This is a genomic window from Pseudonocardia sp. DSM 110487, assembly GCF_019468565.1.
Taxonomy (GTDB): Bacteria; Actinomycetota; Actinomycetes; order Mycobacteriales; family Pseudonocardiaceae; genus Pseudonocardia.
The window spans coordinates 1,620,690-1,638,995 of the sequence record NZ_CP080521.1; the positions used below are offsets into that span (position 1 = coordinate 1,620,690).

Sequence of the window (18,306 nt, forward strand, 5' to 3'; positions counted from 1 at the left end):
TTGCATGCCTCGACGCACCGCCGCGGTCGACCGACGCGCCGAACGAGATGCGCTCGATCCGCGCATCCCCCTGCACGAGCGGGTCCAGGAGGCGCTGCGGCGCCGGGTGGAGGAGGGTGAGTTCTCCCCGTCCTCACCGCTTCCCGCGGAGGGGGAGCTCGCAGGGGCGTACGACGTGTCGCTGGGCACGATGCGGCGCGCGCTGGCCGGCCTTGCGTCGGCGGGATTGCTGGAGCGCCGCCAGGGCGACGGCACGTACCTGCGCCGGGCCCGGATGGACGGCTCGCTCTTCCGCTTCTTCCGCCACGGCGCGGACACCGATGCCGTGCCCGGGAGTCGGATCGTGGACAGGAGCGTGACCCGGGCCGACGAGCAGGTGGCCGATGCGCTCGGCTGCGCCGTCGGGGCCGAGGTGCTGCACCTGCGGCGCCACCGCCTCCGCGGGGATGTGGCGTTCCTCGTCGAGGACATCTGGCTGCCGTTGCCGCGCTTCGCGACGCTGGCCGAGCGGCCGCTGCAGGAGTTCGCGAACCTGCTCTACCCGATGTACGAGTCGGAGTGCGGCTCGGTCGTCGCCTCGGCGAGCGAGGAGCTCACGGTCGGCGCGGCAGACGCCGCCGAGGCGCCGGTGCTCGGGTGCGCCGAGGGCGAGCCGGTCGTGGTCGTCGAACGGCGGGCCCGGCTGCACACCGGAGAGGTGATCGAGTTCCGGCGCACGCGGGGCGCGGCGGCGGGCTTCCGCTACCGGGTGGAGATCCGCTGATGACCGCCGAAGTGATCTCCGTCCTCGTCCTCCTCGCGGTGTTCGGCCTCGCGCTGTGGCGCCCCGTCAACATGGGCGCGCTCGCGCTCGTCGCGGCGTTCGTGCTGGGCACGGTCTACTTCGGCAGCTCTGTTCCGGAGATTGCCGCGGGCTTCCCGGCATCGTTGATGATCACTCTGATCGGTGTGACGTTCCTGTTCGGCCTCGCCAAGGCCAATGGCACCGTCGACCTCGTGGTGCACGGTGCCGTGCGCGCTGTCGGGGGCCGGCTCGTGCTCGTGCCCTGGGTGTTCTTCGTGCTCGCCGCGTTGATCACGGCGGCGGGCGCGGTGACCGCGGCGACCAACGCCATCCTCGTCCCGATCGGGATCGCGCTCGCGGCCCGCCACCGGATCAACCCGCTCCTCGTCGGCCTGTCGATCATCAACGGGACGAACGCGGGGGGCTTCTCGCCGATCTCCGTCTACTACACGATCGTCGCGGGCGGGCTCGACCAAGCCGGCGTGCAGGTGTCCCCGCTCCCGGTCTTCGCCGCGACTTTCCTGTTCAACCTCGCCCTCAACGCCGCCGCGGTCACGGTTCTCGGTGGATGGCGGCACAAGGTCCAGGTGCCGGTGGCGGCCGGCGTGGGCTCGGGCGGAACGGGCTCCGAGCTCCCCGAGCCGGAGGAGGAACGGCACTGGGGCATGGAGCAGCAGGTGACCGTCCTCGCGTTCGTCCTGGTCATCGCTGGTGTGCTGGGCCTCGGGCTGGACATCGGGTTCACCGCTCTGACGGCGGGGGTCGTGCTCGCCCTGCTCTTCCCGCACGGCTCGGCGGCCGCGGCCGGCTCGATCGCGTGGCCGGTGGTCCTGCTGATCGGCGGGATCATCACCTACATCAGCCTGCTGCAGGCACAGGGAGTCGTGGCCACCCTCGCGGGCGCCGTCGGCGGCATCGGGCAGCCGTTGCTCGCCGCCTTCCTGCTGCTGCTGATCGCGGGCCTGGTCTCGGCGTTCGCGTCCACCAACGCGATGTTCGGCGTGGTCGTCCCGCTCGCGGCGCCGTTCCTGGCCACCGGCTCGCTCCCACTGCTGGGGTTCGTGATCGCGCTGTGCATCGCGGCCTCCGCGGTCGATTCCAGCCCCTTCTCCACCGGCGGCGCGCTGATCGTCGCGAGCAGCGAGGAGGAGCACAGGACGAAGGTCTTCCGCGGGCTCATGGCGTGGGGGATGTCGATGATCGCGGTGGCCCCGGTGGCGGCGTGGGTGGTGTTCGTGCTGGTGCCGTCGCTCTAGGCCGTGTCTCGTAGCTGATCGCTACCCCGCGCGGCTGCCCACTCCCACCTCGACCCGCTCGCGTGCGGCCCGCCGGTACGACTGCGGGGACGCCCCTGTCGCGCGGGTGAACTGCAGGCGGAAGTTGCTCGTGCTGCCGAAGCCGGTCATCCGGGCGATCCGCTCGACCGGTTCGCAGGTGGTCTCGAGCAGGTGCAGTGCGCGGCGGATGCGCTGGGAGAGCAGCCACTGCATCGGCGACGTGCCGAGCGCGGCCTCGAAGCGGCGGGCGAGGGTTCGTGAGCTCACGTGCGCTGCCCGCGCGAGGTCGGCGAGGCTGAGCGGCTCGCCGAGGCGCGCGGTGGCCCACTCGATCACGTCGGCGAGGTCGTCGGCGGTGGCGGGGCCGTCGTCGTGTCGCACGAGTTCTTGGCACAGCTCGACGGTGGTGGCGCCGCCGGCACACGTGTGGATGCCGCCGTCGGTGACAGTGGGGGCGGAGGTGTCGACGAGGATCCGCGGGAAGCGGCGCCGCAGGTCGTCCGCGAGATCGGGGCGGGTGGTCGCGCGGCGGCCGCTGAGCACGCCCGCCGCGGCGACGTCGAAGGTGCCGGAGCCCGTCGCGGCGATCCGGGCCCCGTGAGCGGCAGCTGTGCGCAGCGCGTGGGCGATCGCGGGGTGCGGGTCGAGCGGATGCTCCTGGCCCCCCGGGACGATCACGGTGTTCGCCGAGCGCAGCCCGCCGAGGCCGTGTGACGCCTCGATCGAGAAGCCGGACGCGAGCGTGACCCGGCCCGGCTCGAGGGCGCAGAACCGCATCACGTACCGCTTGTGGGTGAGCACCTCCGCAGGCGTTCCCAGCTCGATGATCGAAGCGGCCGGCGTCGCCAGCACCGCCACCGTGTGTTCCGCAGCGTGTCTCTCTCCCGGCACGGAGTGACTCTCCGCGACCGCGCGGTCCGAGGCCAGGCCATCCGCCGGTCAACTACCGGTCAACGGGGTGCGCGCCGAGGCGCGCCTGGATGGCCACCGTGCTGACCTCGCCGTCCGTGGTGTTCTCGGCGCCGAGGTCGGTGAGGATGGCCAAGGCCCGTCGCCAGTGCCGGCGGGCTTCCTCGTGCCGATCGAGCGCCTCGTACGCGTGAGCGAGACCGTCGTGGGCGTTCGCCTGGTCGGCGGGCTGGTTCAGCCGGGTCGCGACGTCGAGCGCCTCGCAGTGGGACGTGACGGCCTGATCGTGGCGACCGGCGGCGAAGTGGAGGCGGCCCGTCCCTTGGAGGGCCTCGAACTCCAGGTTCCGGTTGCCGATCTCGCGGGTGAGTGCGAGGGCCTGTCGGTAGGTCTGCGCGGCCTGGTCGAGCCTGCCCAGCACGCGCTGGGCCGACGCGAGGCCGATCATGCCGTTGAGCTCACCGTGCCGGCTGCCGATGGAGCCTGCGATCAGGTGCGCCTGCTCGAAGCAGGCGACCGCCTCCTCCGGCCGGCCCTGCTGTCGGTGCTGCCAGCCGAGCCCGGCCAGCGCGTCGGCCTCGATGCTGCGGTTGCCGGTGTCGCGGGCGAGCACGCGCGCTCGCAGGAAGGCATCGAAGGCCTGTGCGTAGTCGCCGAGCTGGCGGTGCAGCCACCCGAGCGCGATCAGGGCGTTGAGCTCGGTGATGTGGTGACCGGTGTCGTGGGCGAGCTGCCGGGCCTTCGAGAGGCTTTCCGCGGCCTGGGTGAACCGGCCCTGCAACAGGTGGACGTGGCCGAGGCCGAGGCGTGCGTCCATCTCGACGGAGATGTCGCCGTTGGCACTGGCGAGCGTCAACGCCTGGGCGTAGCAGTCGGCGGCCTGCTCGTTGTGGCCGTGCTTGAGGTGCGTTCGCCCGAGGTTGGCCAGCGCGGTCTGCTCTGCGGCGCCGTCGCCCGTGGCGCGGGCGACGGCGAGCGCCTGGCCGTGGAGCGCCTCGGCGGCGTCGTACCGGCCCCTGCCGACGACGTGGACGTGCAGGAGTGCGGCCAGGTGATGGGTGTGCTCGGGCCAGCCGTGATCGGCGGCGTGCCGGGCCACCGCGAACAGGGTGGGGAGCTCGGTGTCGAGCCATGCGATCGCGGCGGCCGGGCCGTCGAGCGTGGGCGCGGGGACGTCGGAGGGCGGAACCTCCGGCCTGCGGGCGCGCTCGTACGGGTAGGCGGTGTCCATGGCGACGGCGGCGCAGTGGCGGTAGTGGTCGAACAGCCGGGTGAGCGCGGCCCGCCCGTCGGGCTCGTCGACGTCGGCTCTCGCGCGGCTGTGGGATCGGACCAGGTCGTGGAACCGGTGCCAGCCGGGGGCCGGCTCCTGCAGGAGGTGCGCGTCGAGCAGGCCGTCGATCAGCCGCTCGGCCCGCTGCGGGGTGGTGCCGAGCAACGCGGCGGCCGCGGGCACGGTCAGCTCCGCTCCGGGATGCAGCCCGAGCAGCCGGTACGCGCGCTGCTGATCGCCGGGCAGCTGCCGGTAGGAGAGGTCCAGGGTGGCGGTCACGCTGCGCTCGCCCGCCTCGAGCTCGGCGAGCCCATGCGTACGTGCCCGCAAGCGCTCGATCAGGTGCGCGACCCTCCACGAGGGGCGGGATCCCAGGCGGGCGGCGGCGAGGCGGACGGCGAGCGGGAGCCGACCGCACAGCTCGACGAGCTCGGCGAGCCGCGCGGGCGGATCGTCGCGCACCCGGTGCTCCCCGGCGGCGCGGGCGAACAGGGTGACGGCATCGGGCAGGGAGAGCACGTCGAGCGAGAGCGCGTGGCCGTGGTCGAGCCCGGTGAGCAGGCGCCGGCTCGTGACGAGCACGAGGCAGCCGGGCGTTCCCGGGAGCAGCGGCTCCACCTGCTCCTCGGCAGCCGCGTTGTCGAGCAGGATCAGGGCCTGGTGGTCGGCGAGCCTCGTGCGGTACAGCGCGGCTCGGTCCTCGGGTTCCGGCGGGATCTGCTCCGCGGGCACCCCGAGGGCGCGGAGTACGCGATCGAGCGCTTCGCCCGGCTCGACCGGACGCCCAGCTTGGGTGTGTCCGTGCAGGTCGAGGTAGATCTGCTCGTCCGGGTAGCGGGACGCCACGCGGTGCGCCGCCTGCACGGCAAGGGCCGTCTTGCCCACGCCCGCCATACCGGCGATCGTGACGATCACCAAGCGGTTCGGGTCGCTGATCCGGTCCAGTTCTGCGAGTTCGGCCTCCCGGCCGGTGAAGAGGGGAGACGGCCCCGGGAGCTGCCGCAATCGGTCCGGAGCGGGCGCGCGGTTCGCGGACACGAGCAACGCGCGCTCCTCGGAGCTCAGCCCGAGTGCGTCGGCGAGCAGCCGGATCGACGCGCTCTGCGCGGCACCACCGCGTTCGAACCTGCGGATGGAGCGCACGGAGAGGCCGGCCCGCACGGCGAGTTGTTCCTGTGTCAGTAGCGCCCGTTCCCGCCACTCCCGCAGCAGCTGCCCGGTGTCCGCACGGACCTCCACCGGATCGGTGGCGCCTGTCCTCCTCATCGTGCCCCCCTCGCCCGGGTGAAGCCTAGGCGCGCCCACCATCCGGTGAGCCGGCGCGCACAGCCGTGTTCGGCCGCATCCTGTGCGCGCCGGCCCCACAGGAAGCGGACAGGAAGCGCACAGGAATGCCCCACCTCCCGTTCCTACCGTGGGAGCCGAGCAGCCATCCCACCACCGGAGGAACCGTGAGGCACGAGCCGACCTACGAAGGGCGCCCCCTCGTCCGACCCGATGAGGAGGTCGTCGACCAGGGCCTCGGCTTCGACATCACGACCCTCATGAGCCGCAGGTGGATGCTGCGGGCTTTCGGGCTCGGCGCCGCCGCCGCGGGCCTCGCGGCCTGCGCGAGTGGCACCACCACCTCGGCGAGCTCCGCGAGCGCCACGACGACCGCGTCGAGCACTGGCCTGGTGGAGATCCCCGACGAGACCGCGGGCCCGTACCCCGGCGACGGCTCGAACGGCCCGAACGTGCTCGCGGAGAGCGGCATCGTCCGCGGCGACATCCGGTCGAGCTTCGGCGGGGCGAGCGGCACAGCAGCGGGCGTCCCACTCACCATCCAGCTGACCGTCCTCGACATCGCGAACGGCGGATCCGCCTTCGCAGGCGTGGCCGTCTACGTCTGGCACTGCAGCCGCGAGGGTGAGTACTCGATGTACTCGAGCGCGATCGAGGACCAGAACTACCTGCGCGGGGTGCAGATCGCCGACTCCTCCGGGCGCGTGAGCTTCACCAGCATCTTCCCGGCCTGCTATCCGGGCAGGTGGCCGCACATCCACTTCGAGGTCTACCCGGACCAGGCGAGCATCACCGACGCCGGGAACGCCATCGCCACCTCGCAGATCGCGCTTCCCCAGGACGTCTGCGACATCGTGTACGAGCAGCCCGGGTACGAGCAGTCGGTCGGCAACCTCTCGGAGGTCACCCTCGCCTCGGACAACGTCTTCCGCGACGACGGTGGCGTGCACGAGCTCGGTGCCGTGACCGGCGACGTCGCAGGCGGCTACACCGTGTCCCTCACGGCCCCCGTCGACACGACCACCACCCCGACCGCCGGCAGCGCCCCCGGAGGCGGCCGGGGTGGGCCGCCACCGTCACGCTGACGGTCCGGCCAGGGCTCTTGGGGGCGACGTCCGTCGCCGCCGCTGGACGAATTCTGCCTGTGTCCGGCCGGAGACTCTGGGTAGAGTCCCCGCCGTGACCGGCCGGCGCAGATCCCTCAGCCTGGTGCTCAACGGCACCTTCGACCGCGCCCTCGAGGTGGCGGCCGAGCTCGAGGACTCCCTCATGCTCGCCGGCGACCGGCCGGGCGGGGACGGCACGCTGTTCCGGGTTCGAGCGCTGGCTCGCGACCTCGAGGGCGCCTTCATGGACGCGCTGGCCATCCGCGCCCCGCTCGTCGGTGACTACGACGGTGCGCTCGGCTCGGCGCGCGACCTGGTCACCGTGCTGCGGCGGATCCACCCCCTCGCGTTCGCGCTCGACGACGGCCGGTACGCGGGCGTCAAGAGCAACGTCGACCACGCCTTCGCGTGCGCCCAGGTGTTCGTCACCGTGCTGGAGATGGCCGAGGAGCGCGGGCCGGGGGAGCCGGACCTCACCGTGGTGCCCGCGGACGGCTCAGCCGACGCGGAGGGGATGGAGGAGCAGGTGCGGGAGCAGTGGGCCCGCATCCTGCCGTTCCAGGGCGAGCGGAACTGATCCGCCATCTCGCCGCCCGGCTGCACAAGCACGTTCGGCTCTGGCTGAGGGGTCGGTCCGCCAGACGAGTGGTCTCGCGCTGCTGTGGATCTGTTCACCCGATGCCGGGGGTGGTGAAGGGGTACAGCGTGCGCAGGCCCTCGTTCAGCGCGTACGACAACGCCGATCCGTGGGTCTGCCTGGGGTACAGGCGGGAGGTGAGCTCCAGGGACGGGTAGTTGCGCAGCCGCAGCAGCTGCGCCATGCGGGTCATCGACCCGACGATGTCGGCGGCGGCCACATAGGGGTCGGTGAGCTCCGCTTCGCCCGCGCCGAGGAACACCTTCGCCGCCAGGTCGTCGTGGGTGGTGGCGTAGTCGGCCTCCAGCGTGAACAGCAGATCCTCACATCCGCTGAGGGCAGGGCTACTGGCCAGATAGCGGCCGAAGGCCGCCGGCCGGGAGAGCATGGCGTAGCCGACGAAGTGTCCGCCGTCGGAGAAGCCCACGAGGCCGTGGTCGTCGTCGAACCGGAACTCGGCCGCCAGCCGCGGGCGCAACTCGTCGACCAGGAACGACAGCAGTGCTTCCGCGCCGCCGCCGGCCGTCATCTCGTTGGACATCGCTTCCATCCGCGCGCCGCCGGGCCCTGCATTGACCCATTTCGGCAGCGGGTAGAAGTCGTGTGTTCGACGCGCGGAGAACTCGGCGTGATCGCTCTCGTCGGGAGCGCCGACGCCGATCACGATGAGCTCGGGGACCTCTTGCACGGTGTGGAGCCAGTTCATCAGGCCGATGGCGAGCGGGAAGCTGAGGGACGCGTCTGTCACCCAGAGGACGGGGTAGCTGTGGTCACCGTGTTCGTACGACGGGGGGAGGGCGATGTGCACGTCGTGCGGCCATGGCACGGCGGTCCCCTGTAGCCGTCTGGTGGGCAGAACCTGATAGGCGTGCCGGGGGAGGGACACAACTACCTCCTGTTGAAGCCGAGGTTTGTTCGGACATTCGACCACCCCGGCCCGCGGACTTCATCCCGACGTTCAGACCCGCTGGACCGGTGCGGTGGAGCGGCGGGGGATGAGCGTCGGCGTGGCCACGAGCGTCCGCGGCGATCGGTCGCGGCCGGCCTCGAGCAGGAGTTCGAGCGCACCCGCGGCGACCTGCTGGAACGGCACTCGCACGGTGGTGAGGGGCACGGGGAGGCGGCTGACCACGGGAATGTCGTTGTAGCCGACGAGCGAGAGGTCGTCGGGGATGCGTAGCCCGAGCGCGTGTGCTGCCGCCATGACGCCGATGGCCGTGTTGTCGTTGACGGCGAAGACGGCGGTGGGCCGGTCAGGCCGGTCGAGCAGGGTGCGGCCCGCTGCCTCGCCGGCCTCCATGGAGAACGAGTCTCCCGCGATCAGGGCCTCGTCGACGGGCACGCCCGACTCGGCGAGCGCGCTGCGGAAACCCTCCTGCCGGTTCCGGGCGCTCGACGCGTAGCGCGGACCGCCGACCAGCGCGATGCGGCGGTGGCCGAGGTCGACGAGGTGGCGGGTCGCGAGGTGTGCGCCGAGGCGGTCGTCCCCGACGGAGGCGGAGCTGACTCCGTCGGTGCGAAGGGCGAGCACGTGGGGCACCGGCCGCTCCGGCTCCGTCGGCGCGTCGAGGCGGGCGGTGGTGAGGATCAGGCCGTCGACTCGTCGGCGCCGCAGGGACTGCACGGCGACGTGCTCGGCGTCGGGGTCGTCCTCCGTGGTTGCCACGATCGCGAACAGCCCGCGGGAGCCGCAGGCGCGGGCGATCTCCTCGTAGAGCATCGCCATGACGGTGTCGGTGAGCCGGGGGACGATGACGCCGACCGTGCTGGTGCCGGCTCGCCGTAGCCCGGCGGCGAGCGGATCGCGCACGTAACCGAGGTCAGCGGCCGCCTGACGGACTCGTTCGGCGGTGGCGCTGGTCGAACGGGGGAGGCGCTCGTCGAGCACCCGCGAGACGGTCGACTTGCTCACCCCGGCCGCCCGGGCGACGTCGAGGATGGTCACCACGGGTCGAGGCTACTGAGGAGGAGGGGCTTGACGTCGACGCCCATGCGAGTCATCGTACGGGAACGTTCCCGCAATCGTTCCCGTACGAAGGACCACGAATGTCTCTGGATCTGCGCGGGCTGGTGCCCGCCCCGGTCACGCCGTTCACCACCGACGGCGCCGTCGACCACGCCGCACTGGCGAGCTACGGCAAGTGGCTCGCCGGCTTCGAGGGCGTCAAGGGCCTGGTGTGCCTCGGGCACGCCGGCGAGGGCACATTCCTGACCCAGGCGGAGCAGGTCGCCACGATCCGCACTCTGGTGGAGTCGGTGGGTGGCGCGGTGCCGATCATCGCCGGTATCACGGGCGAGGGCACCGCCGTCGCCGCCGCGGAGGCCGTCCGCGCCGTCGAGGCGGGCGCCGCCGCGGGGCTGGTCTACCCGTCGCACGGCTGGCTGCGGTTCGGCTTCCAGCCCGGCGCGCCGCAGGACCGCTACCGGGCCATCTTCGAGACCGCGGGCCTGCCGCTCATCCTGTTCCAGTACCCCGACGCCACGAAGGCCAGCTACGACCTGCCCACCCAGCTGGAGATCGCCGCCCAGCCGGGCGTGTTCGCCACCAAGAACGGCGTGCGCAACATGCGCCGCTGGGACACCGAGATCCCGGTGCTGCGCGCGGAGCACCCCGACCTGCAGATCCTCACCTGCCACGACGAGTACCTGCTGCACACCATGTTCGACGTCGACGGCGCACTCGTCGGCTACGGCGGCCTCGCTCCCGAGCCGCTGCTCGAGCTGATCGCCGCGGGCAAGGCCCGCGACTACGCGGCGGCGCGCGCCGTGCACGACCGGCTCCTGCCCGTCACCAAGGCCGTGTACCACCGCGGCTCGCACATGGAGGGCACCGTCGCGCTCAAGCTGGGTCTCAAGGCAAGGGGCATCCTCCCGTCCGCTACGGTCCGCTCCCCGCTGCGCGACCTGTCCGCAGCGGCCGAGCAGGAGATCGTGCGGGCGCTCGAGTCCGCCGATCTCGTCTGATCGAGGGGGTCGGTGTGACAACGCAGTCCCGACGCGCTCCGCTCCTTCGCCTGCTCGCACTGATGGGCCCCGCCTTCGTGGTGGGGGCCTGGCAGTTCGGCCCCGGCAACCTGGCCTCGGCCGTGCAGGCCGGCGGCCAGTTCGGCTACTCGCTGATCTGGGTCATCGCCGTCTCGACCCTGCTCATGATCATGTTCACCGACATGAGCATCCGCATCGCCGTGTCCTCCCGTGGCTCGCTCGTCGAGACCGTCAAGGAGGTCCTCGGCCGGTTCACCGGCGGCATGGCGGGGCTCGGCGTCTTCGCCATCACGCTGATGTTCAGCGTCGGCAACGCCGTCGGCTCCGGCCTCGGGCTCTCGCTCGTCCTGGGCGGCTCGCCCGTGTGGTGGACGCTCGCCTGTACTGCCACCGTGGCCGCGCTCCTGCTCGTCCGCAGGCTCTACGGCGTGATCGAGAAGGTCCTGCTGGCGATCGTCGCCGTGATGGCCGTGTCGTTCGTCGTCACGGCCGTGCTCAGTCGCCCCGACTGGGCGGCCGCCGCCGGAGGGCTCGTCCCGACCGTGCCGGAGGGCACCGGCCTCCTGCTGGTCGCGCTGGTCGGCACCAACTTCTCGATCAACGCCGCCTTCTACACCGGCTACGCGGCGCGCGAGCGGGGGCTGCGCCGCGACCAGTACCGGGAGACCACGCTCGTGGACACCATCCCCGGGATCGTCGCGCCCGGCGTGATGACGGCGTTGGTGATCGTCGCCGCGGCGGCCGTGCTGCCGGGCTCCGACGGTGGGAGCCTCGCCCAGCTCGCCGGCGTGCTCGAACCGGTCGCAGGGCCTGCCGGGCGGATGATCTTCGCGCTCGGCTTCTTCGGGGCCGCGTTCTCGTCGATGATCGCCAACGCAACGGCCGGTGGCACCTTGCTCGCCGACGGCCTCGGCCACGGCAACCGGCTGTCGTCGCCGCGCATCCGCATCGGGATCTTCGGCGTGCTCGCGTTCGGTGCGGCCGTCACGGCACTCGCCGGGAGCTCACCGGTGCAGCTGATCATCGTCGCCCAGGCGCTCACGGTGGTGGTCGCACCGCTGCTCGGTGTGCTCCTGGTGGTGCTGGCCAACACCGAGCGGCTCATGGGTGACCTGCGCAACCGATGGTGGCAGAACGTGATCTCGGTCGTCGGCCTGATCGCGATCCTCGCCACCTGCTACCGGCTGGTCACGACGCTCGTGTCCTGACCGGCAGCTACCAGGCCGTGTCTCGTGGATCTTGGCTGTCGGCGCTGTCGGCGGCGACCGTTCGGCGGTGGCCGCGGCCATGATCCGCAGATCAGTCGAGTAGCCGATCGGATACGTGGGAGACGCCGGAGCTGTGTCCGCGCCCCGCTTCCGAAGCCGGTCAGGACGTCGAGGCAACCAGGAGTGGCAAGGGACGGCAGTGGCGGTCGCTCCCGTCCTACGTCCGGGCGATCCGCCCGGGATTCCGGCGCAACACGTTCACGACCATGTTGACCGCACCTCGACGCACCGATCGTGCTCACTCGACGATTCCCTCGGCAACACGCCAGGGGTCAACGGCCGCCCACCGTCGTCCTGCACGCCGAGCGTCCGTGCAGCGGGCGGTGTGCAGGACCCGCCCGCGTCTCACCCGTGCTCGCGGGTTCGGCGACCGCGGTCGAGCCGAAGTCGCCCACCGCTTCTACAAGACTGGCCGCGCATCTCGTCTCCTCCTGATCAGATCGAGTGCTTCGTACCCGGCCACCAGGCCACTGGTAAGTCGCCGGTGTCCATGTGAACGAAGGGGATTCCGCGGGCCTTCGAGATCGCCAACCACATCAGGCACGCGGTGCCCCTGTTCCAACTGCAACGACCTTCAAAAAGGCAGTCGATTGTAGGCCGCCAAGCACCCTGAGTCCTCCCGGGCTGCGGGTTGACGAACAGTGCAGCTGTCCATCGAACCTGCCGCCCTGCCTCACGCATATCCGCGCACGCGCAGTCAGTCGCGATGCCGAGCCGCAGCGAACTTGAGATCGTGTTGATCGGCTGGCTGCCGCAGAATAATAATTGACCCATGTTGCTGAGAGTCGTCACCGAACCGCAGCAGGGCGCCATGTACGACGACCTGCTCGCGGTCGCGCAGAAGACGGAGGAGTGTGGATTCGACGCGTTCTTCCGGTCCGACCACTATCTGGTGCAGGGCGACGGCGACGGCTTGCCCGGCCCGACCGAGGCATGGATCACCCTGGCCGCGCTCGCGCGCGAGACGAGCAGGATCCGCCTCGGCACGCTCGTCAGCCCTGCGACCTTCCGCAACCCGGCCGTGCTCGCCCTCACCGTCGCGCAGGTCGACCAGATGAGCGGCGGCCGAGTCGAACTCGGTCTCGGCGCCGGCTGGAACGAGGCCGAGCACAAGACCCACGCCATCGACTTCCCCCCAACGGCCCGCCGGTTCGACATGCTGGCGGAGCAGCTGGAGCTGATCACTGGGCTGTGGCGGACACCGGTGGGCGAGCGGTACGACTTCTCCGGGCAGCATTACACGGTCGTGGACTCCCCCGCGCTTCCCAAGCCGGTGCAGACACCGCACCCGCCGGTGATCGTCGGCGGCTCCGGCAAGAAGCGCACGCCGGCACTCGCGGCCGCGTACGCCACCGAGTTCAACGCTGCCTTCAAGCCGGTGGACGAGACGGCGGAGCTGTTCGCCCGAGTCCAGGCCGCCTGTGCCGCGGCCGGGCGTGACCCGGACAGCCTCGCGCTCTCCGTGGCCCACGCGACCACCGTCGGCAGGAACGACTCGGAGGTCGGACACCGGTTGGAGGTCTACGGCCCCCACGCGGACGATGTGCAGGCCCACGCCCTCGTCGGCGTGCCCGCCGAGGTCGTCGACCGACTCGGCCGGTTCGCGGAGACAGGGGCCGACCAGGCCTATCTGCAGATCCCCGACCTGGCCGACCTCGATCACCTCGAGCTCATCGCCTCCGAGGTGCTACCCCAACTGGCCTAACCGCAGCTGCAAACGCACGGCGGAGACGCTTGGGGCGGACGCGGTGACGAAACTGCACGCCGTGCTCCCGTTCAGCGGCGAGGACTTCGCGCTCTTCCTCGACCGGATTCCGGGCACCTACTGCTTTCTCGGCGTCCGCCGGCCCGGGGCCGCGATCGAGACCAGCTTTCCGCACTCCGGTGACGTCGTCCCGGATGAGCGCGCCATCGGCCACGGCGTGCGCGCGATGGCCGGCTGGCTGGCGCGCCGCAGCGCATGAGGTTCTGCCAGCGCACCGCTCAGCCCCCCGCCACATCCGCCGCGCCACCAGGTCGGTGAACTCGAGGGTGGGCGGGCTCGGGGCCACCCGCCAGGCCCCACTGACGCCGCTGCTGGCCGCTGTGCCGCTGCGGAGGCGGTGAGGCACCGTAGGCGATCTGCCCGATCTGGGACGGAAACCAGCGGATATACGGGGTCGGCCATTGATCTCGATCGTTCGAAGTGTTGTAGGGAGGGTCCCGACGTCGAGGCGCCTCGAGGGACAGCCTGACTGGCGGGTCCGCTGTCACCCGGCAACATCGCGAAGTCGACCCACGGATCAGGCCTATCGATAGACCGGATTCACGGTTGCGGCGTCGTGTTCGTAGATCCAGGCGACGGACTCGAAGGACCAATCGGTGGTGGCGGTGGCCATCTGCGCGTCGCGTTCGCGCTGCAGTGGGCCGTCGGGGAGGTGGAAGCGGGTCTTGTTGGCCGCCGACATCCCTTGCAGTCGCGCGGTTCGGGGACTGCGCAGCCGTTCGTAGTGGTGAAGCGCCTCGGGGATATTGCAGCCGGCGTCGGCGAGGCATGCGGCCAGGGTCGCCCCGTCCTCGATCGCCTGCGCGGCACCTTGGGCCATCATGGGCAGCATCGCGTGGCAGGCATCGCCGAGCAGCGTCACCCGGCCCGCCGACCAGCGTTGCATCGGGGTGCGGTCGTGAAGCGCCCAGATGAACGTTTCGTCGACGGCGCCCAGGATGGTGCGCACCTGGGGGTGCCAACCGTCGTAGGCGGCGAGCGCGTCGGCGATGTCGCCCTGATCGGTCCACGACTCTCGGGTCCAGGTGTCCTGCTCGAGGATCGCGACGAAGTTGACCAGCTGCCGGTCTCTGACGAGGTAGTGCACGAAGTGCCTGCCGGGGCCCAGCCAGACCTGCGCGGTCACCTCCAACTCCAGGTCGGCCAGCCGGTCGGCCGGGACCAGCCCCCGGTACGCGATACACCCGGTGAAGTGTGGGTTCTCGGGGCCGAATAGCTCCCTGCGCACGCGCGAGTGGATGCCGTCGGCGCCGACCAGCACGTCCACCTCGGCCCGGGCGCCGCCTGCGAACCGCGCCTCGACGCGATCCCCGTGGTCGAGCAGCCCGGTGAGCCGGTGACCGAGGTGGACCCGCTCGGCGGGCACCGCCCTGGCCAACGCGGACAGCAGGTCGGCTCGATGGATCTGGTAGTGCGGGAAGCCGAAGGTGGCCTCCAGCGGCTCGGCCAGCGGTGAGCGCAGCAGGGTGCGGCCGTCGTCCCAGCGGCGTTGGTGCCAGGCCAGCGGCTTCACGCCCGTCCTCGCCAGCTCCTCGGCGAGCCCGAGCCGGTGCAGGATGCGCGAGGCGTTCGGGCTGACCTGCACGCCAGCCCCGACCTCGCCCAGCTGCGACGCCTGTTCGAATACGTGGACGTCGAATCCGGCGTGTAGCAGCGACAGCGCCGCGCTGAGGCCACCGATACCCCCTCCGACCACTCCGACCGAGACCCCAGTGGAACTCACCCTGCGCCTCCCTCCTGGAGGCGTCGACTGTTCCTCCGCAGGTCCGGGACCTGGTTGGAGTACAGCGCACGGCCGTTGTCTGTAGATGCGCACTGCCCGCGAGGGGTAGGCGGATCAGGGATGTATCCCGTCCTCGTCGACGACGTGGACAGTGCGGTACTCGGCAGGGGGGATGCCGTAGGCGTCTCGGAACACGCGACTGAAGTGCTGGGCGTCCATCAGCCCCCAGCGTGCGGCGATGGCACGCACTGGCCGGTCCCGCAGTGCCGGGTCGAGCAGGTCCCGGCGGCACCGCTCCAACCGCCGGGCCCGGATCAACCCGGCGACCGTCGTTCCCTCGGCCTCGAAGAGTTTGTGCAGGTGGCGGAGGGAGACGTGGTGGGCAGCGGCGATCACGCCCGGGGTCAGCCCCGGATCGCCCAGCCGATGGTCGATGAACGCGCGGATGCGCAGCAACAGCACCCGCCGATGGCTGTCGCGGGGGACCGTCGGCCCGACGTCGAGCCGACCAGCCAGGCCCACGGCGAGCATATCGGCGAGGGCCGTCGACAATCGCGTGCGGTCGGCCGGGTTGTAGTCGTCGAGATGGCTGTGCATGTGGATCGCGAGTGAGGACACGAGCGCGCCGAGGCCGTGCTGCCCGCCGATCCGGACCGCGGTCAGGCGGGTCAGCTGCTGTAGCGGCAACGGGAGCAGCGTGCGCGGGAACTTCACCGCGACGATCTCCTGGTCCGGATCCCCGGCGCAGGCCAGGTGGCACGGGCTGGACAGATTCACCAACGTGAAGTCACGAGGGCGCAGGACGGCCTCCCGGCCGGCCTGCTCGAATACGCTACGCCCTCGCGTCTGCACATCGATCTTGAACAGCTCCGGGTCGGATCGACGGATGAGAAGCGGGGTCCTAGCCGCCTCCAGCGGCGGTCCGGTAACCGTCGTGACCCCCAGCGTTCCCACCGCGCCGGTGACGATCTGCGACCTGAAGTCGGGCTCGGCGTCGATCCGCAGATCGAACGGGACGATCGTGTCGCGCACGGCGTGCCGCAGATAGTCGAGCCGCGTCGGTATCGGCTCGTCCTCGGCGCGTATCACAATGCTCATGACGGCGGATCCTCGACAAGCTCCGCAGAGGCGAATCGCTGCGTCAGCGATCCTGCCAGCGACACCACGGTGAGCGCGAGGTCAACCGGACCGGGTCTCAACCAGCCGCCGCTCCACCAGGTGGGTGCCGAGGTGCCCCACGCGACATCGGCCCTCCGCCCCTTTCCGGCCCCTGGCACAAGCCGCGGTGTCGACCACGAGCGGCCATCTCCTGCTCGGCCGACCTGTGGACTGAGACCCACGAACACCTGCATTGCGCAGGTGTGCGACGTCATGTGTTGGAACCGCGGAACGCAGCGCGACCCGGGCGGTGATCAGCGGTTCGACGCGAAACCCGACGCCCAGTGTCGGGTAACGCGCGATCTGATGATCACATGCTGGAGCCTGCCGTTCCTACCCCGTAGGTCAGCTCGCCTTGTCCGGTGTGGCCACGCGCAACTCTGTGGTGCGGGTCTGGTCGCGCCGGAAGTACTCGGTGTGGTCCGGGGGCAGCGGCGGGTGGTCGAGGATGATGTCGGCCGCCTTCTCCGCGATCACCATGACCGGCGCGTAGGTGTTCGCGTTGGTGACGACCGGCATCACCGACGCGTCCACCACCCGCACCCCGTCCAGGCCGTGCACCTTCATCGTGTCCGGGTCGATGACCGCCTGGTCGTCGGTGCCCATCTTGCAGGAGCCGGAGTAGTGCATCGCCGACTTGGCGTTCGTCACCACCCAGTCCCAGATCTGCTCGTCGGTCTGGACGTCCGGGCCGGGCGCGGCCTCGCCGCCGTCGTAGCGGCCGAGCGCCGACTGCGCCATGATCTCCCGGGTGACGCGGATCGCATCGATCCAGTCCTGCCGGTCCTTCTCGGCGGACAGGTAGTTGAACTGGATCGCCGGGGGCGTGCGCCAGCTCGGTGACGCGAGCGTGATGCTGCCGCGCGAGTCGGAGTTCATCACGCCGACGTGCACCTGGTAGCCGTGCGGGCCGGTGGGCGATGTGGGGTACGACTTCGACGCCAGCGGCAGGAACTGGTACATCAGGTTCGGGAATGCCAGTTTGTCGTTGCTGCGGGCGAATCCGCCCGCGTCCCAGTGGTTGGTGGCGCCCGGGCCGCTGTGCAGGAACAGCCATTGCGCGCCGATCCACGGCGCATTCATCAGATTGGCCGTCGGCTGCAGCGAGACCGGCTTGGTGCAGGAATGCTGGATCTGGATCGCGAGGTGGTCCTGGAGGTTCGCGCCAACGCCGGGAAGGTGGTGCACGACGGGCACTCCCGCCGACTCGAGGACCTCCGCGTCGCCGACCCCGGAGAGCTGCAGGATGTGCGGGCTCTTGACCGCGCCCGCGCACAGGATGGTGTCGCGGCTGAGCACGTGGTGCACGTGCCCCCGCCGGTCCACGAACTCGACCCCGACCGCCTGCTTGCCGTCGAACATGATCTTCGAGACGGTGGCGCCGGTGCGGACGGTCAGGTTGTGGCGGTCCATCGCGGGGCGCAGGTACGCGCGCGTGGCCGACCAGCGGCGGGACTTGCGGATGTTGTGGTCGAGGGTCCCGAACCCCTCCTGCCGGTACCCGTTGACGTCCGGGGTTGCGTAGTGCCCTGCCTCCTGCGCGGCCAGCATGAACGCTTGGGAAAGGACGTTCTGCGGGCGGCCCTTCTGCACCGTCAGCGGGCCACCACGACCCCGCAGCGGCCCGCCGACCTCCGCGTCCTCCATGCGCTTGAAGTACGGCAGCAGGTGCGCGAAACCCCAGTTCTGCATGCCGGGCCGCGCGGCCCAGCCCTCGTAGTCGAGGGGGTTCCCGCGCTGGTAGAGCATCCCGTACAGATTGCTCGTGCCACCCAGCATCCGGCCGGCGGGCAGGTTCATCCGCCTGCCCCGCAGACCCGGCTCCGGCTCGCTCTGATAACGCCAGTCGTAGAAGCTCACGCCCCGCGTGAATGCGATACCGGCAGGCATCCGCATCAGAACGTCCCACGAGTAGTCCGGCCGGCCTGCCTCGAGCACGAGCACCCGCCGTGCCGGATCCGCGGACAACCGGTTCGCCAATGCCGAACCCGCCGAACCACCACCGATGATGACGTGATCGAACGATTCCGGCACGGCTCCCCCTCAGGACAATATGTCGGCCACAGCGCGGTGATTTCACCCGATCGTGGTGCGTCGTGGCTCTTGACGGCGCAGGACGGTACACGGCGCCGCGCGG

At 71.0% G+C, this 18,306-nt stretch carries 15 protein-coding genes; 8 read left to right on the forward strand and 7 right to left on the reverse strand.

The genetic code is table 11. The features are described 5' to 3' along the window. Positions 1-4: 4 nt before the first annotated feature. Together K1T35_RS07330 and K1T35_RS07335 are read left to right on the forward strand one after the other, a co-directional pair. The gene (locus K1T35_RS07330) at positions 5-763 is read left to right on the forward strand and encodes a GntR family transcriptional regulator (protein WP_220259405.1); all 759 of its coding nucleotides are present in this window, start codon (positions 5-7) and stop codon (positions 761-763) included. Next, positions 763-2,040 (forward strand): SLC13 family permease, encoded by a 1,278-nt coding sequence (locus K1T35_RS07335; protein WP_220259406.1) that lies wholly within the window; start codon positions 763-765, stop codon positions 2,038-2,040. Before K1T35_RS07330 ends, K1T35_RS07335 begins: the two co-directional genes overlap by 1 nt. 21 nt (positions 2,041-2,061) lie before the next feature. Here K1T35_RS07335 and K1T35_RS07340 read toward each other — a convergent pair whose 3' ends face one another. Beyond that, entirely contained in the window at positions 2,062-2,952 is an 891-nt protein-coding gene (locus K1T35_RS07340) for a GlxA family transcriptional regulator (RefSeq protein WP_220259407.1), read from the reverse strand. Positions 2,953-3,004: 52 nt separating this feature from the next. Next, the gene (locus tag K1T35_RS07345; protein WP_220259408.1) at positions 3,005-5,509 is read right to left on the reverse strand and encodes a tetratricopeptide repeat protein; all 2,505 of its coding nucleotides are present in this window, start codon (positions 5,507-5,509) and stop codon (positions 3,005-3,007) included. A 185-nt stretch (positions 5,510-5,694) separates the two neighbouring features. Between K1T35_RS07345 and K1T35_RS07350 the strand changes: the two genes are divergently transcribed. Both K1T35_RS07350 and K1T35_RS07355 read left to right on the forward strand, forming a co-directional pair. Beyond that, the gene (locus K1T35_RS07350; RefSeq protein WP_220259409.1) at positions 5,695-6,612 is read left to right on the forward strand and encodes an intradiol ring-cleavage dioxygenase; all 918 of its coding nucleotides are present in this window, start codon (positions 5,695-5,697) and stop codon (positions 6,610-6,612) included. A gap of 94 nt (positions 6,613-6,706) precedes the next feature. Beyond that, positions 6,707-7,210, forward strand: a complete 504-nt coding sequence (locus tag K1T35_RS07355; RefSeq protein WP_220259410.1) for a hypothetical protein — start codon at positions 6,707-6,709, stop codon at positions 7,208-7,210. Positions 7,211-7,304: 94 nt separating this feature from the next. Here the strand turns inward: K1T35_RS07355 and K1T35_RS07360 are convergent, their stop codons facing one another. Continuing rightward, positions 7,305-8,201, reverse strand: a complete 897-nt coding sequence (locus tag K1T35_RS07360) for an alpha/beta hydrolase (protein ID WP_370645322.1) — start codon at positions 8,199-8,201, stop codon at positions 7,305-7,307. A gap of 27 nt (positions 8,202-8,228) precedes the next feature. Next, a complete protein-coding gene (locus K1T35_RS07365) occupies positions 8,229-9,218 on the reverse strand; it encodes a LacI family DNA-binding transcriptional regulator (RefSeq protein ID WP_220259412.1) in 990 nt (329 codons plus the stop codon). Between the two features lie 98 nt (positions 9,219-9,316). Here K1T35_RS07365 and K1T35_RS07370 point away from each other — a divergent pair, with 98 nt between their 5' ends. From K1T35_RS07370 to K1T35_RS07385, 4 genes are all read left to right on the forward strand, one after another. After that, complete coding sequence (locus K1T35_RS07370; protein WP_220259413.1) at positions 9,317-10,234, forward strand: dihydrodipicolinate synthase family protein; 918 nt, start codon at positions 9,317-9,319, stop codon at positions 10,232-10,234. A 14-nt stretch (positions 10,235-10,248) separates the two neighbouring features. After that, positions 10,249-11,463, forward strand: a complete 1,215-nt coding sequence (locus tag K1T35_RS07375) for an Nramp family divalent metal transporter (RefSeq protein ID WP_255621676.1) — start codon at positions 10,249-10,251, stop codon at positions 11,461-11,463. 832 nt (positions 11,464-12,295) lie between these two features. After that, on the forward strand, positions 12,296-13,228 hold the full coding sequence (locus K1T35_RS07380; RefSeq protein WP_220259414.1) for an LLM class F420-dependent oxidoreductase: 933 nt from the start codon (positions 12,296-12,298) through the stop codon (positions 13,226-13,228). Positions 13,229-13,271: 43 nt separating this feature from the next. Further along, on the forward strand, positions 13,272-13,487 hold the full coding sequence (locus K1T35_RS07385) for a hypothetical protein (protein WP_220259415.1): 216 nt from the start codon (positions 13,272-13,274) through the stop codon (positions 13,485-13,487). A gap of 324 nt (positions 13,488-13,811) precedes the next feature. On the opposite strand, the gene K1T35_RS07390 is transcribed toward K1T35_RS07385, so the two are convergent. From K1T35_RS07390 to K1T35_RS07400, 3 genes are all read right to left on the reverse strand, one after another. Further along, complete coding sequence (locus tag K1T35_RS07390; protein ID WP_220259416.1) at positions 13,812-15,011, reverse strand: FAD-dependent monooxygenase; 1,200 nt, start codon at positions 15,009-15,011, stop codon at positions 13,812-13,814. A gap of 114 nt (positions 15,012-15,125) precedes the next feature. Further along, entirely contained in the window at positions 15,126-16,109 is a 984-nt protein-coding gene (locus tag K1T35_RS07395) for a helix-turn-helix domain-containing protein (protein WP_220259417.1), read from the reverse strand. Positions 16,110-16,514: 405 nt separating this feature from the next. Beyond that, on the reverse strand, positions 16,515-18,203 hold the full coding sequence (locus tag K1T35_RS07400; RefSeq protein WP_220259418.1) for a choline dehydrogenase: 1,689 nt from the start codon (positions 18,201-18,203) through the stop codon (positions 16,515-16,517). Between the last annotated feature and the right edge of the window lie 103 nt (positions 18,204-18,306).

Coding starts and splice junctions, on each gene's coding strand:
- K1T35_RS07345 (WP_220259408.1), bottom strand. CDS start 5,509: ATGAGGAGGACAGGCGCCACCGATCCGGTGGAGGTCCGTGCGGACACC.
- K1T35_RS07330 (WP_220259405.1), top strand. CDS start 5: ATGCCTCGACGCACCGCCGCGGTCGACCGACGCGCCGAACGAGATGCG.
- K1T35_RS07380 (WP_220259414.1), top strand. CDS start 12,296: ATGTTGCTGAGAGTCGTCACCGAACCGCAGCAGGGCGCCATGTACGAC.
- K1T35_RS07370 (WP_220259413.1), top strand. CDS start 9,317: ATGTCTCTGGATCTGCGCGGGCTGGTGCCCGCCCCGGTCACGCCGTTC.
- K1T35_RS07395 (WP_220259417.1), bottom strand. CDS start 16,109: ATGAGCATTGTGATACGCGCCGAGGACGAGCCGATACCGACGCGGCTC.
- K1T35_RS07335 (WP_220259406.1), top strand. CDS start 763: ATGACCGCCGAAGTGATCTCCGTCCTCGTCCTCCTCGCGGTGTTCGGC.